This window comes from Paenibacillus pasadenensis DSM 19293 (assembly GCF_000422485.1).
GTDB classification, from domain to species: domain Bacteria; phylum Bacillota; class Bacilli; order Paenibacillales; family Paenibacillaceae; genus Paenibacillus_O; species Paenibacillus_O pasadenensis.
In genome coordinates this window covers 132,010-146,461 of sequence record NZ_KE383853.1, presented here as the reverse complement: position 1 = coordinate 146,461, position 14,452 = coordinate 132,010, and the positions used below count along the sequence as shown (strand labels likewise).

General features: G+C 63.8%; 14 protein-coding genes. 10 read left to right on the top strand and 4 right to left on the bottom strand.

What is annotated here, in order from left to right:
- Positions 1 to 4 precede the first annotated feature (4 nt).
- Together H582_RS0119995 and H582_RS0119990 are read left to right on the top strand one after the other, a co-directional pair.
- A complete protein-coding gene (locus H582_RS0119995) occupies positions 5 to 487 on the top strand; it encodes an A24 family peptidase (RefSeq protein WP_028599969.1) in 483 nt (160 codons plus the stop codon).
- A 63-nt stretch (positions 488 to 550) separates the two neighbouring features.
- Positions 551 to 2,362: a DUF6382 domain-containing protein gene (locus H582_RS0119990; RefSeq protein ID WP_028599968.1), complete on the top strand. Its 1,812-nt coding sequence runs from the start codon at positions 551 to 553 to the stop codon at positions 2,360 to 2,362.
- Here the strand turns inward: H582_RS0119990 and H582_RS0119985 are convergent.
- The 3 genes from H582_RS0119985 to H582_RS0119975 all read right to left on the bottom strand — a co-directional run bounded on the left by H582_RS0119985 (position 2,359) and on the right by H582_RS0119975 (position 4,352).
- A complete protein-coding gene (locus H582_RS0119985; RefSeq protein ID WP_028599967.1) occupies positions 2,359 to 3,267 on the bottom strand; it encodes a TIGR01777 family oxidoreductase in 909 nt (302 codons plus the stop codon). The two genes, H582_RS0119990 and H582_RS0119985, sit on opposite strands and share 4 nt — an antisense overlap.
- Before the next feature lie 56 nt (positions 3,268 to 3,323).
- On the bottom strand, positions 3,324 to 3,833 hold the full coding sequence (locus H582_RS0119980) for a hypothetical protein (protein ID WP_127464402.1): 510 nt from the start codon (positions 3,831 to 3,833) through the stop codon (positions 3,324 to 3,326).
- A gap of 81 nt (positions 3,834 to 3,914) precedes the next feature.
- On the bottom strand, positions 3,915 to 4,352 hold the full coding sequence (locus H582_RS0119975) for a DUF2621 domain-containing protein (protein WP_028599965.1): 438 nt from the start codon (positions 4,350 to 4,352) through the stop codon (positions 3,915 to 3,917).
- Between the two features lie 108 nt (positions 4,353 to 4,460).
- Between H582_RS0119975 and H582_RS0119970 the strand changes: the two genes are divergently transcribed.
- The 6 genes from H582_RS0119970 (at position 4,461) to H582_RS0119945 (ending at position 11,091) form a co-directional block, all read left to right on the top strand.
- Entirely contained in the window at positions 4,461 to 5,591 is a 1,131-nt protein-coding gene (locus tag H582_RS0119970) for a deoxyribonuclease IV (RefSeq protein WP_028599964.1), read from the top strand.
- Positions 5,592 to 5,808: 217 nt separating this feature from the next.
- Positions 5,809 to 6,708: a formyltetrahydrofolate deformylase gene (purU, locus tag H582_RS0119965; protein ID WP_028599963.1), complete on the top strand. Its 900-nt coding sequence runs from the start codon at positions 5,809 to 5,811 to the stop codon at positions 6,706 to 6,708.
- Positions 6,709 to 6,845: 137 nt separating this feature from the next.
- Positions 6,846 to 8,864: a transketolase gene (tkt, locus tag H582_RS0119960; RefSeq protein WP_028599962.1), complete on the top strand. Its 2,019-nt coding sequence runs from the start codon at positions 6,846 to 6,848 to the stop codon at positions 8,862 to 8,864.
- A gap of 174 nt (positions 8,865 to 9,038) precedes the next feature.
- Positions 9,039 to 9,356, top strand: a complete 318-nt coding sequence (gene ppnP / locus H582_RS0119955) for a pyrimidine/purine nucleoside phosphorylase (RefSeq protein WP_028599961.1) — start codon at positions 9,039 to 9,041, stop codon at positions 9,354 to 9,356.
- A gap of 246 nt (positions 9,357 to 9,602) precedes the next feature.
- Positions 9,603 to 10,136: an RNA polymerase sigma factor gene (locus tag H582_RS0119950; protein ID WP_043111629.1), complete on the top strand. Its 534-nt coding sequence runs from the start codon at positions 9,603 to 9,605 to the stop codon at positions 10,134 to 10,136.
- Complete coding sequence (locus tag H582_RS0119945) at positions 10,126 to 11,091, top strand: hypothetical protein (RefSeq protein ID WP_028599959.1); 966 nt, start codon at positions 10,126 to 10,128, stop codon at positions 11,089 to 11,091. The genes H582_RS0119950 and H582_RS0119945 overlap by 11 nt, the downstream gene beginning before the upstream one ends.
- Positions 11,092 to 11,270: 179 nt before the next feature.
- Here the strand turns inward: H582_RS0119945 and H582_RS0119935 are convergent, their stop codons facing one another.
- Entirely contained in the window at positions 11,271 to 12,206 is a 936-nt protein-coding gene (locus H582_RS0119935; RefSeq protein WP_127464401.1) for an NAD(P)-dependent oxidoreductase, read from the bottom strand.
- Positions 12,207 to 12,402: 196 nt separating this feature from the next.
- Here H582_RS0119935 and H582_RS0119930 point away from each other — a divergent pair, with 196 nt between their 5' ends.
- Both H582_RS0119930 and H582_RS0119925 read left to right on the top strand, forming a co-directional pair.
- Positions 12,403 to 13,752, top strand: coding sequence for a glucose-6-phosphate isomerase (locus tag H582_RS0119930; protein WP_028599957.1), 1,350 nt, complete (start codon positions 12,403 to 12,405; stop codon positions 13,750 to 13,752).
- A gap of 12 nt (positions 13,753 to 13,764) precedes the next feature.
- Positions 13,765 to 14,397: a YigZ family protein gene (locus tag H582_RS0119925; RefSeq protein ID WP_028599956.1), complete on the top strand. Its 633-nt coding sequence runs from the start codon at positions 13,765 to 13,767 to the stop codon at positions 14,395 to 14,397.
- Positions 14,398 to 14,452: the final 55 nt, after the last annotated feature.

Sequence of the window (14,452 nt, the reverse complement as noted above, 5' to 3'; positions counted from 1 at the left end):
AGCGATGCCGGTTTGGACTGGAGCTGCGACCGGGCTGCTGCTCGCGCTCGCTTTTTGGAGCGATATCCGTACGATGCGCATTCCGAACGCGTTGACCGGAGGCTTTTTCGTCGCCGGGCTGCTGGCGCACGCAGCGGCGGAAGGGGGAGCCGGACTCGGCCAATCGGCGCTCGGGGCGGCCGCCGGCTTCATCCCGCTCGCGCTGCTCTATTTGCTGCAGGGCATCGGAGCCGGAGACGTCAAGCTGTTCGCGGCGATCGGAGCCTGGACGGGAGCGGCCGCCGTGCTTGAGCTGCTGCTGTACTCGATGCTCGCCGGCGGAATCGGCGGAGCCGGATACTTGCTGGCCGTCCGCGCGCGCCGCTTCATGCGCGCGCGTCATGAGGCCCCTCCGGACAACGAGCCGGCGAGCCGCGCGCCGTCCCGGTTTCCGTTCATGCTGGCCGTCGTGCCGGGAGCGCTGGCGATGCTGCTGCTGGGCGAGTAGAAGCTTGATCGCCTGCGGCTCAAAAGCAATTGGATTCGGAACAAAGCAAAAGGAGGACGCGCGATGCGTCAGATCATAGCGGACTTTGAATGGAATCGGGAGCATGAGCTCGTGCTGTCCCGACCAGGCGGAATCGGGCGCGGCGACCTGGAGGAGATCGAGCTGGCGATGCTGGAGGAGGTTCAAGTGCCGGGACTGCTTCCGATCGGCTGGGAGGAGATGAACGGGGAGGTCAGGCTGAGATATCGGCTGACGGGCCGCAAGATGCTGAAGCAGCGGCTTGCGGACGGAATGGAGCGGCCGGAGGAGCTGTACTCGCTGCTCTATGGCGTCGTCTCGGCGATCGAGCAGTGCCGCGCCTGCCTGCTCGAACCGGACAATCTTCTGTTGGATGAGTCCTATCTGTTTGTCGGCGAGACATGGATGGATAGCGGCCTCGTCTATATGCCGATGCGTTCGGAGCATCGGCCTTCGGAGCTCCCGCTGCGCAGCCGGCTGCTTGCCTTGGCCGCCGTTTGCGGAGGCGCGATCCGGGAGGTCGATGCCGGATTGCCGGCATTGCTGAAGGCGCTCGGCGACGAGCAAGTCTCGATGGCCAGCTTGAAGGCGACGCTGCTGGAACTGTGCGCCGGCGGCAAAGGGGCAGGAGAAATGATCGGACCCGGGAACGGCGGCGTGGCGGCGCCTGCGCCGCATGCGGCGGGAAGCGCGGCCGGTCTGAAGGGAGCGGCGGTTCGGCCCACGCTTGCGGAGCCGCCTGCTTCCAGGGCGCCGGCATTCTCGGCGCCAGCGACTTCCGTTGCCGCTCCATCCACATCTGCCGCGCCAGCGACTTCCGTTGCCGCTCCATCGACATCTGCCGCTCCATCGACATCGACCGCAAGTTCTGCGCCTTTCCTCGCCGCTCCGGCGCGGTTGACCCAGCAGGACGAGCGGATCCGTCCGGCGGAGAAGCCGGGAGCATCCCCGGGCGGACGCAAGCCCGGCCTTCATACCTCGGACGCGCTGCTGCCTTTGCAGCTGGAGCCCGTATCGCTCCATCCACCGGAGCCGTCCGGCCAAGAGGCAAAACCGCTGAACCGGGGCATCGTCATCCTCGCCGTGCTGGCGGCGGCGGCGCTTCCCTGGAAGATGCTCTATTGGGAGGAGCCGACGAGCTCCAACCTGATGATCGGCCTCGGCACGCTCGCACTCGCAGCAGCCGCGATCGTCTGGATCTGGAAGGGCAAGAAGGGCGGACCGCAGGAACCGTCCTGGGAGCAAAGCCATCCAGCCGCATTCGAGCCGGACTCCGGCCCGCTGGCGCTCAAGCGGGACAAGCGCTGGGCGCTCGAGATGGCAGAGCCGGGCGGATCAGGGCCGGACGAGGCGGAGCCGTGGAGATGGAGCGTCCATCCGAACCCGCTTCAGGATGCGCTTCAGGATCCGCCTCGATCGGTCTCGGACCGAGCTTCGGAGGAGATTCGGCCGACACCGGCCCGGCCTCCCGCGTCCGAGCCGACCGTTTGGCTCGGCGGGGCAGAAGAGCGGGAGCGGCAGGGCGGAGCCGCCGTTTCGGCGGGCATCGTCCATCGGACTCGCGGCGGAGCGAAGGACAGCTTCGCCCTGATGCCGGGACGCCATACGATCGGCCGCGCTTCGGATTCCGCAGAGTGGACGGACGAGACGAGCGGCGTTTCTCGCCGCCATGTCGAGCTGGAGTGCCGGGCGGGCTCCTGCGAGGCCAAGGATCTCGGCTCGAGAAACGGCACGACGCTTAATGGCCGAGCGATGATCCCTTATAAAAGCTACAAGCTGGAGGACGGCGACGTCCTCCAGCTTGCCGGGCGGGACGGATCCCGATATGAGGTGCGGCTGGACTCTCCTCGCGGCTAGCGGAGCAGGTCGTCCAGCGCTGGCTGGATTTCAGGGAAGTCGAAGCGGAAGCCGCTTTGCAGCGCCTTGTCGGGGAGGACCCGCTGGCCTTTAAGCAGCAGCTCGGACATTTCTCCGAGCGCGAGCTTGAGCGGAAGCGAAGGGGCGACCAGCCAGTAGGGGCGGCCAAGCGCCCGGGCTGCCGCGCGGCCGAACTGCTCGTTGCGAGCCGGCTCAGGCGACACCGCGTTGATCGGACCCGAGAGGCTGTCATTTTCCAAAGCGTGGACGATAAGGCGAGTCAGGTCTTGCAGATGGATCCATGACATCCATTGCCGGCCGCTTCCGACCGGTCCTCCTGCCATCGCGCGGAACGGGAGAAGCATGCTCGGCAGCGCTCCGCCTCCGTTGCCGAGCACGATGCCGAAGCGCAGCAGCGCTCGCCGCCGGGCTGGGATGCGCTTCGCGGCTTGCTCCCAGTCCCGCACGACGGAGGAGAGGAAGTCGCTGTCGGTCGTCGGGCTATCCTCCGTGAACGAAGCCGACTCCGAAAACCCGTACGCATTCACTCCGGACGCCTGCACGAGCACCTGCGGATCCGCCTTGGCCCGTTCCAGCAGCGCGCCCAGCTTGGCCGCCGTCTCGATCCGCGATTCCCGTATCCGCTTCTTGGCGCTATTCGTCCAGCGCTGGCTGATCGGCTCCCCCGCCAGATTGACGATGGCTTCGACGCCGGCAAGCTCGCTCGGATCTTCTTCCAGCCGATCCCATCCGACAACGCGAAAGCTCCCAGCGCCGTTCGGAGCGGTGCCGGGAGCTTTCGCGGAGCTGCGGGAGACGATCCAGCCGGAGTGGCCGGCACGGGACAGGCGCTCGACGAGCGCTCGGCCGATGAAGCCGGTTCCTCCGGTGATGACGATCTTCATCCTTGACTCCTCCGTTCTTCGATCTGTTGCGTCTTAAGCGCCGACGGCGGCTCGCCTCAGGAAGCTTCCTTAATGGAGACGAGCCACGGCTGCTTGATCTTGCCGTCCGTGCCTCCGTCGACTTCCTTCACGATGTAGGTGTAATCGACGGTCGTTCCTTGATCGAACGCCTGCATCTGCTGGACAAGCTCGGAGCCGGCCTGGAATACGACGGTATCGGTATCGGTTTTGATCTCGACAGAATGGCCGTCCGCGAGGCCGTTGAACGTGCCGGACGCCTGCTGCTCCTGGGATTGCGTCACAGGATCGCCGCTGGAAGCGGCTTTTTCGGAGTTGCCGGGCGTTGGCGTCGCCTCGGCGACCGGCTCGCCGACGGAGTCGGGAGACACGTCGGACGAGCTGTCCACGATGCCGCTTCCTGTCGTCGCGTTGGCCGCGTTGTCCGCGGGCATTTCCTTCACGCCGCATCCTGCGGCGATCATCAGCATCGACATCAAGGCCAGGCTCGCGGGCGCGAGGCTGGCTTTTCTTTTGCCGCCGGAGCGGCGGGCTGTCATCAGGTTCATGGCAAGCACCTCCAAGGTCGTCTTTTCCTGTGCTTTTCCTTACCCGGACCAGCTGCCGGCCAATCTGCCGGCGACGGACGCTCAGCGGTTCAGGAGATGGGTGTAGGCGGAGTAGTCGATGCCCCGCTTGTCCAGGAACGTGACGAGGCTGCGGTAGTCCCGCTTGGGCGTCGCGCGGATGTAGCCTTCGATGCAATGGTTCCGCGTCACCTCGCTGGCGCCGCTCTCGACGGCGACTTGTCCGATCCGCGCCGCGATGGAGTGGCGGGCGATGTCGCGGAACGGACCGGGAACGGGCGAGACCAGCTCGTCGAGCAGCTCCTTGGAGTCGTCCGTCCACATGTCCCGGCTGCGCTCGACCCAATAGTTTTGCCAGTCGAGCTTGGACTTGCCGTCGCGTTTAGGCAGCACCTTGAGGAACTTGCGGAACATGAAGAAGCCTCCGACGGCCATCGAGCCGACCATGACGAAAGCCCAAAAAACGATGAAATACATGAACCAGTCTGGAATGTGGGGCATGAACGGTGTCACCTCACTCCAAATTATAGCCGATTCCTAGATTTATTTCGACGCACCTTGTAGAATAAGACTAATTGTTTTCACCACATCCGAAAGGGGCCACGAAGCATGCTCAAAATCGGTTCCCACGTCTCCTTCAGCGACAAGGGGCTCGTCACCGCCGCTCAGGAGGCCATCTCCTACGGCTCCAGCTCGTTCATGATCTACACCGGCGCGCCTCAGAACACGCGGCGCAAGCCGATCGAATCCTTATATATCGAAGAAGGCAAGCAGCTGATGGAAGGCGCCGGGATCGGCGAGATCGTCGTCCACGCTCCTTACATCATCAATCTCGGCTCTTATAAGGAAGACACGTTCGAGCTCGCCGTGCGCTTCCTGCAGGAGGAAATCCGCCGCACGCATGCGATCGGCGTCCGCAACATCGTGCTCCATCCAGGCGCGTACACCGACAAGGACGCGGAATTCGGCATCAACCGCATCGCGGAAGGACTGAACGAGGTGCTGTCCGGCGTCGAGGAGACCGACGTCAACATCGCGCTGGAGACGATGGCCGGCAAAGGCACGGAGATCGGCCGCACGTTCGAGGAGCTCGCCGCGATCATGGACAAGGTGTCGAACAACGATCGCCTGACCGTCTGCCTGGACACTTGCCACATGCACGACGCGGGGTACGACCTGGCGGGAGACCTGGACGGCGTGCTGCAGCAGTTCGACCGCATCGTCGGCCTTGACAAGGCGGCCGTCGTCCATGTGAACGATACGAAAAATCCGATCGGCTCCCACAAGGACCGCCATACGCCGATCGGCTCCGGCTGGCTCGGCTACGACGCGATCGAGCGGATCGTGCGGCACGAGGCGCTGGCCGGGCGTCCGTTCATCCTCGAGACGCCGTGGATCGGCAAGGATCCAAAGAAGCAGCGCCCGATGTATGAGGCGGAGATCGCGCTGCTGCGCGGAGACGGCCTGGAGCGGTTCGGCGAGCGCTTCTTCGACCAGCTGGAGCGGCTGCATCATTTCCTCGGCAAGCAGGACATCGACCGCCGCACGTACGTGCTGTCGGTATGGGATACGATCAAAAGCGACGCCAAGGCGCGCAAGGCCGATCCCCGCGAGCCGATGGAGCGGCTGTACGACCTCGTGCGCGAAGCGGGAGAGGACTTCCGCGATACGGCCGAGGAAGAGCTCAACCAGCTGATCACGTACTGGTTCGCCGGCAAGCAGGCGCTCGTCAACGCCTGATCGCAAACAAAGGCAGCAGCTTGCAAGCTCGTCATCCAGTCCGAAGACCTTGCTCGGCAGGCCCGGAGCCGTCCCATGCGGACGGGCTGGACCTGCCTCTCTTTCGGCCGCCCGCTTTAGCGCGGAGGCGTTATGCAGTTCGCTTGCGCTTCATGGCCGCCGCAGCGGCGGCATCTGCAAGCCCTTATTTTGAACATGGAAGGAAGAAACGACCCCTATGCCTCATTCCTATCAATCCCTCCAGCCCGGAGACGCGCCCTCATCCGGTCGCGCCCGCATGCTTATCTCCTGTCCGGACCGGCCGGGCATCGTCGCCGCTGTGTCCCAGTTCCTCTACGAGCACGGAGCCAACATCGTCCAATCCGATCAGTATACGATGAATCCCGAAGGCGGCATGTTCTTCATCCGCTTCGAGTTCGACCTGGCCGACATGGACGCCCAGCTGCCGGTGCTGCAGGAGGACTTCGGCCGCGTGGCGGACCGCTTCGAGATGAAGTGGCATACGTTCCGCGCGAGCCGCAAGAAACGCCTCGCGATCTTCGTCTCCAAGGAGGACCACTGCCTGCTGGAGCTGCTCTGGCAATGGCAGGCCGGCGATCTCGACGTCGAGATCGCGATGGTCATCAGCAATCACGACGACATGCGCGGGCTTGTCGAATCGTTCGGCATCCCTTACCACCATATCCCGATTACGCCCGACACCAAGGCGGAGGCGGAGCGCAAGCAGCTGGAGACGATCGGCCGCAGCGCCGACCTGATCGTGCTGGCTCGCTACATGCAGATCGTGTCGCCGAAGGTGATCGAGCAGTTTCCGAACCGCATCATCAACATCCACCACTCGTTCCTGCCGGCGTTCGTCGGCGGCAAGCCGTACGCCCAAGCCTACAACCGCGGCGTCAAGATCATCGGCGCGACCGCGCATTATGTGACCGAGGAGCTGGACGGAGGCCCGATCATCGAGCAGGACGTGCAGCGCGTCAGCCATCGCGACGACGTGCCGAGCCTCAAGCGGATCGGCCGCACGATCGAGCGCGTCGTCCTGGCGCGCGCGGTCAAATGGCATGCCGAGGACCGCATCCTCGTCCATCAGAACAAGACGGTCGTCTTCCACGGCTAGCCCTAGCGGCGCCATCATTCATGAAACCTTCATCCGGCCGCTCGGGCCGGATGATGGCATTTGCTCATGCGGCAGTGGTACAATATTTCACATGAAGCGACACGCTTGAACCGCCGAAACTAGGAGGAGATTCTTTCATGGCCATCAGCCAAGCTACGATTGACCAGCTTTCCGTTACGACGATCCGCACGCTTTCCATCGACGCGGTCGAAAAAGCCAACTCCGGCCACCCGGGCATGCCGATGGGCGCTGCGCCGATGGGCTACCAGCTGTTCGCCAAGACGATGACCCATAACCCTTCCAACCCGACCTGGATCAACCGCGACCGCTTCGTGCTGTCCGCAGGACACGGCTCGATGCTGCTGTACAGCCTGCTCCATCTGTCCGGGTACGATCTTTCCATCGACGACCTCAAGAGCTTCCGCCAGTGGGGCTCCAGAACGCCGGGCCACCCGGAATTCGGCCATACGGCAGGCGTCGACGCAACGACGGGACCGCTCGGCCAAGGCGTCGGCATGGCCGTCGGCATGGCGATGGCGGAAGCTCATCTCGGCGCCGTCTACAACCAGGACGGCCTCGAGCTGGTCGACCACTACACGTACGCAATCTGCGGCGACGGCGACCTTTCCGAGGGCATCTCCAATGAAGCCGCCTCGCTCGCCGGCCATCTGCAGCTCGGCAAGCTCATCATGCTGTACGATTCCAACGACATCTCGCTCGACGGCGAGCTCAGCCTGAGCTTCTCCGAAAATGTGGCCAAGCGCTTCGACGGCTACGGCTGGCAGGTGCTGCGCGTCGAGGACGGCAACGACTTGAACGCGCTGGCGGCGGCCATCGCCGCGGCCCAGGCCGAGAAGTCCAAGCCGACGCTGATCGAAGTGAAGACGATGATCGGCTTCGGCAGCCCGAACAAGGGCGGCAAGGGCGGCCATGGCGGCACGCACGGCTCCCCGCTCGGCGCCGAAGAGACGGTGCTGACCAAGAAGTTCTACGAGTGGGCTTCCGAAGAGCCGTTTTATGTGCCGGACGAAGTCCGCGCGCACTTCGCGGAAGTGAAGCAAAAAGGCGAGCAGGCCAATGCCGCATGGGACGAGAAGTTCGCCAAGTACGAGCAGGCGTATCCGGAGCTGGCCGCGCAGTTCAAGCGCTCCGTCAGCGGCGACCTGCCGGAAGGCTGGGACGCGGATCTGCCGTCCTACTCGCCGTCCGACAAGGCGGTCTCGACTCGCGTCGCTTCCGGCAACGCGCTGAACGGCCTCGCCAAGAACGTTCCTGCCCTGGCCGGCGGCTCCGCCGACCTGGAAAGCTCCACGATGACCCATCTCAAAGGCATCGACGTGTATAAGCCGGGCAACTATGCAGGCCGCAACATCTACTTCGGCATCCGCGAGTTCGGCATGGCCGCCGCGATGAACGGCATCGCGCTGCATGGCGGCATGAAGATTTTTGGAGGCACGTTCTTCGTCTTCACCGACTACCTGCGTCCGGCGGTACGGCTGGCGGCGCTCATGGGCCTGCCGGTCACCTACGTGCTGACGCATGACAGCATCGCGGTCGGCGAGGACGGCCCGACGCATGAGCCGGTCGAGCAGCTGGCGAGCATCCGCGTCATTCCGAACCTGACGGTCATCCGTCCGGCCGATGGCAACGAGACGTCCGCCGCGTGGGCGTACTCGCTCGAGAACAAGAAGAATCCGGTCGCGCTCGTGCTGACGCGCCAGAACCTGCCGATCCTCGAAGGCACGGCCGAGAACGCTCGCGAGGGCATCAAGCGCGGCGCCTACGTCATCTCCGACGCGCAGGGCGGCAAGCCGCAGGCGCAGCTGCTGGCGACCGGCTCCGAGGTGCAGCTGGCCGTCGCCGCCCAAAAGGCGCTCGCGGCCGAAGGCATTCAGGTCCGCGTCATCAGCATGCCGAGCTGGGATCTGTTCGACAGCCAGGACAAAGCGTACCGCGATTCCGTCCTGCTGCCGGACGTCAAAGCCCGTCTCGCGATCGAGATGGCGCATCCGTTCGGCTGGCATCGCTACACGGGAGACGGCGGCGCGGTGCTCGGCATCGATACGTTCGGCGCTTCCGCCCCTGGCGACCGCGTCATCAAGGAATACGGCTTCACGGTGGAGAACGTCGTCGCCAAGGTCAAAGAGCTGCTGTAAGCGGCAGACCTTTCCGTCGGCACGATCCCCCGGATATTCATGGAGATCAGCGGCGTTCCGCTGCAACATGCCGGAGAAGGCTCCCCGCCTTTTCCGGCTTTTTCTTGATCCATTGTTGTGGTATGCTAAAGCGGTAAAGAGTCGAACCACTACCACCCGAAGGAGCACGAATTCATGTCCCAATTCGAAAACGTCACCGCCGTCAAAAAGGCGAACATCTACTTCGACGGCAAGGTGACGAGCCGTACCGTCCTGTTCCCGGACGGAACGAAAAAAACGCTCGGCATCATGCTGCCCGGCGAATACGAGTTCGGTACCGACAGCAAGGAGATCATGGAGATTCTGGCCGGCGGCCTGAAGGTCCAGCTGCCGGGCAGCGAGGAATGGATCGCGATCGAAGGCGAAGGCGAGTTCACCGTGCCGGCAAATGCGAAGTTCAAGCTCGTCGTGAGCCGCGTGACGGATTATTGCTGCAGCTATATCCAAGAGTAGAAACGCCCTCATTTCCCTGATCTCTTCTGAAAACGAAGGCAGGCCGTCTACGGACGGCTTGCCTTTTTGGCGTTCGCTTAATTATTTTGGATTACGAGGGAACCTTTGGATATCGGGCCGAGTCTAAGCGACGAGGAGGTGAGGAGAATCGGCAAAGAGGGCACGGCAAGTCCTTACGCATGGCGAAAAGGCAATGACAGCCGGCTTCGCGCCAAGCCTGGCAACGAACCTCCATCCGAATCGGGCTTGAGCGAGTCGGAGCGGAATGAAGCAGAGAATCGAGAAAAGCTGGCCAAGCTGATGGACGAGCATGGCGACGCCGTATTCGGCTACGCGCTTGCCTTGACGAGGAGCCATGCGCTGGCAGGCGATGTTTCCCAGGAAACGTTCCTCAAGGCGTACCGTAGCCTGCACGGGTATCGAGGCCAGTCGTCCATGCGCACCTGGCTGTTCGCGATCGCGCGGAATACGGCGCTGAGCGAGTTGCGCTCCGCCTATTTTAGACGCATCATCTTGTTCGCCCGGGTTGACGGCGGAGGAAGCGCCTGTTCGGCAGAATCCTCCTATCTCGATGCGGCTGCGGCAGGAGAGCTGAGACAGATCGTGCTGAAGCTGCCGTTCAAGCTCAAGGAAGCGCTGCTGCTGGAGCTGGACCACGGTCTAAGCTTGAAGGAAATCGGAGCGACGCTGGAATTGTCCGTCGGCACGGTCAAGTCCCGCCTGAGCCGTGCCAGGCGCAAGGTAGAGAGCGAATGGAGGCGAAGGAACGATGAACAGTGACATTCCCGATTGGTATGGGGAAGCTGCCGACGGCGGCGCCTCGGGGCGGTTCACGGCGGAGATGAAGAAGCAGGTGCTCCGGCAAGCAGCCGATCGGCCATCAGCGCGGCGTCAGCCAAGCCTCTTTGCGGTCGCGGGAGCAGCTGCGCTGGCAGCGATGACAGCCTTGCTGGTGCTGCTGTCGGTTCAGCCGGATCTCATGCTTCAGCTGGAGAAGCGTTGGCAAGCAGACGGGAAGGCGCAGCCGCAGGCAGCCGCTTCCGAGGGCTCCGCCTCCTCTGCGGGCAAGCCCCTTCATTTTCAGGGCGGATTGGAAGAGACGGAAGTGGGCGCTGTCCTGAATGTCTTCATGCCGCATAGCGTCCAGCCCATCCCGCTGTCAGCCGTGAAGATCACGGAGGCTTCCGAGTGGCAGGAGGGAGCGAGGACGATCGCGTTCGAGCAGACGGTCAATGACTATACGAGCCGCGGGAACGGCTTTCAGCTGATGGGGGCGGGCGGAGAGCCGGAGGAGAGGGTTTTCGAGGTCGGCAAGCATGCTTCCAACGAGCTCGACATCGTACCGACCTCCTTTTATGGAGACTCTGCATTCAAGCTGGAAGGCAAATGCGGATGGGGCGAGGAAAAAAAGCCCTGCTCGCTCTGGATCGACCGTTCCCAGGAACAGATTCGCGTCTTTTTCCCTGTCGGGAAAAAGCTCGAGCAGGAGACGGATATCGATGGCGACGGGGAGCCGGAGCTGATCGTGACGGAACCATCCAACCGCATCATGATCTACAAACGCAATGTGGACGGAACTAAGGCGGCCAGCGTGCAGGATGCCCTGGACAGGTCCTCTACCTTCCGGCTGGAGCTGGATGAACGGACGGGAGCGATCACCGATCCGAGCACGGGGACGACTTACCGCTATGAAGCCGACGGCAAGGAGATCAGGCTGCTGCCCGAAAAGCCGTGACTTGCCTCGGCATGCATGGGACGCGCCTCCCCTCACATCTGGCCGACCGCTCGCTGCATGTCCGCATCGCGCATATCGTTTATTTCGAAGGGCCGCTGGCCTCCTATCGGTGAAAAGAAAAAGGGCTGAGCGCCTGATCCGGATGTCCGGACGGAGCGTTCAGCCCTTCGTCATGGCAATCAGCCGTTCTCCGGCCGTTCGCCGAGAGGCTGGCCGATCCACTGCTCGTACAGCTTGGCGACCGCGATCAGGTCCTCCTGGTCGTAGCCGGCCGCGCTGCCGGCCTGGAACAGGCTCTTGGCGGCTTCGAGCATCGGCGTCGGCACGTTCAGGCCGTCCGACAAGGAGGAGGCGAGCCGCAGGTCCTTGAGCATGAGCGCCAGCGAGAACTGCACGCTGTAGTCGCCCTCCAGCAGCTTGGACGACTTGAGCTCGGCCGCCTTGCTGCCGGCGCCGCCGGCGCGCACGACTTCGAGGAACTTGGCCGGCTCGAGGCCGCCGCTGACCGCGATCGACAAGCCCTCGGCCAGAGCCAGGTTGTTGATCGCGACGATGGCATTATGGCCGAGCTTGGCGACGGAGCCGCTGCCGGACGGGCCGAGATGCACGATTTTGGTGCCCATCGCGTCCAGCACGGGGCGGACGCGCTCCAGCAGTTCCGCTTCGCCGCCGGCCATGAAGACGAGGGTGCCGGATACGGCGGCCGGCTTGCTGCCCGTCACCGGGCAGTCGAGGAAGCCGCAGCCCGTCTCCGCCGCCGCGGACGCGAGCTCGCGCGCCAGCGCGGGGGAGATCGTGCTGTGGTCGATCAAAGCCGTCCCGGGACGCACGGCGGACAGGATGCCGCCCTCGCCGCGGTACAGCTCCCGCACGACATCGTCGTTGCTGAGCATCGTGATGACGACGTCGGCCGCGCGGACCGCCTCGGCCGGCGATCCGGCTTCCGCGGCCCCAAGCTCCTTGAGGTCCTCGGCCTTGCCCGGCGTACGGTTCCAGACGGCGACGGAAAAGCCTTTGCGGACGAGGTTGGCGGCCATCGGCGAGCCCATCGTGCCGAGGCCGATAAAAGCGATGGATAAAGTCATGCGAAACACCTGCTTTCTTCGAAAGTTCATCGAGCGCTGAAGCATCTCTTTCAGTCTACCATAGCGTTCGTGAAGCTTCCATGAAAGGGGTCTGGGGTTGCTTGTTTTCGCCAGCCGCATCCAGTATCCTTAGGACATGCCGCAAGGCGAACGGGACCGGCCCCGGCGGCCGGACGCGAGTATGGACGGGTGCTCTCACCCGAACTTGAAGGAGGCATTTTTCGTCATGAGCAAAACGATCCGCTTCGACTACAGCAAGGCGCTCGGATTCCTGGGCCAAAACGAGATCGACAACCTGGAGGGCCCGATCCGCCTGGCCCACGAGCAGCTTCATAACGGAACCGGAGCCGGTTCCGACTACCTCGGCTGGATCGACCTGCCGACCGCATACGACAAGGAAGAGTTCGCCCGCATCAAAAAGGCGGCGGACAAGATCCGCTCCGACTCCGAAGCGCTTGTCGTGATCGGCATCGGCGGCTCCTACCTCGGCGCGCGCGCCGCGATCGAGATGCTGTCGCATTCGTTCTACAACGTGCTGCCCAGCGGCGAGCGCAAAGGACCGCAGGTGTTCTTCGCCGGCAACAACATCAGCTCGACGTATGTGACGCATCTGCTGCAGGCGCTCGAGGGCAAGAACTGGTCGATCAACGTCATCTCCAAGTCCGGCACGACGACGGAGCCGGCACTGGCGTTCCGCGTATTCCGCGAGCAGCTGGAGAAGAAATACGGCAAGGAAGAGGCGCGCGGCCGCATCTACGCGACGACGGACAAGGCCCGCGGCGCGCTCAAGAAGCTCGCGACGGAGGAAGGCTACGAGTCGTTCGTCATTCCGGACGACGTCGGCGGACGCTACTCCGTGCTGACGGCGGTCGGCCTGCTGCCGATCGCCGCGGCCGGCATCGACATCGACGCCATGATGCAGGGCGCGGCCGACGCTTCCAAGGAATATGCCAACCCGAACGTGGCGGACAACGAGGCGTACCAGTACGCCGCGGCGCGCAACGCGCTGTACCGCAAGGGCAAGGCGACGGAGATCCTCGTCAACTACGAGCCGTCCCTGCACTTCGTCTCGGAGTGGTGGAAGCAGCTGTACGGCGAAAGCGAGGGCAAGGACCACAAGGGCATCTTCCCGGCGGCCGTCGACTTCTCCACCGACCTGCACTCGATGGGCCAATTCATCCAGGAAGGCAACCGCAACCTGTTCGAGACGGTCATCCAGGTCGGAGAGCCGCTGGAGCAGATTACGATCGGCAGCGATCCGGACGATCTGGACGGCCTGAACTTCCTCGCCGGCAAGACGATGGACTTCGTCAACAAAAAGGCGTTCGAGGGCACGCTGCTCGCGCATACGGACGGCCAGGTGCCGAACCTCGTCGTGAACATCGCCGACCTGACGCCGTATACGTTCGGCTATCTCGTCTACTTCTTCGAGAAGGCATGCGGCATCAGCGGCTACCTGCTCGGCGTGAATCCGTTCGACCAGCCGGGCGTCGAGGCGTACAAGAAGAACATGTTCGCCCTGCTCGGCAAGCCCGGCTACGAGAAGGAGAAGGCCGAGCTGGAAGCCCGCCTGTAGGCGGACGGCTCGATGCTGGACCGCTACCGCTCGCTCCGGGAGCCCGGCTCCAAGGAGATCGTCATCAAGAAGTCCCGTTTCATCGGCTACGGACGTCCGGTGGAGAGCGAGGCCGAGGCGATCGCGTTCATCGAGGAGATCAAGAAGCTCCACTGGAACGCGACGCACAACTGCTCGGCCTATGTCGTCGGCGAGCGGGACGAGCATCAAAAAGCGTCCGACGACGGCGAGCCGAGCGGCACCGCCGGCAAGCCGATCCTTGAGGTCATCAAGCATCAGGGCCTCAAAAACGTCGCGATCGTCGTCACCCGCTATTTCGGCGGCATCATGCTCGGCGCCGGCGGCTTGATCCGCGCCTACACGGACGGCGCTGTCGCCGCCATCGAGGCGGCCGGCGCGATCACGAACGTGCTGCATCGCGAGATTGCCGTCGAGGTCGACTATACGTGGTACGGCAAGCTGGAAAACGAGCTGCATGCCCGCGGCGTGCTTGTCGGCAGCGTCGACTTTACCGACCGCGTCGTCGTCCGCTGCCTGCCGCCAGCCGCCGAGTCGGACCGCTTCATCGACTGGATGACCGACCTGACCCAGGGACAGGCCGGAATTTCCGCCGGCGAGACGATCTATGTCGCGCTCGAGGACTGACCGGCCGTCCCGCGCTTGAATTCATGCATCGGGCGGCGCTCGTTGCGCCGTCCTC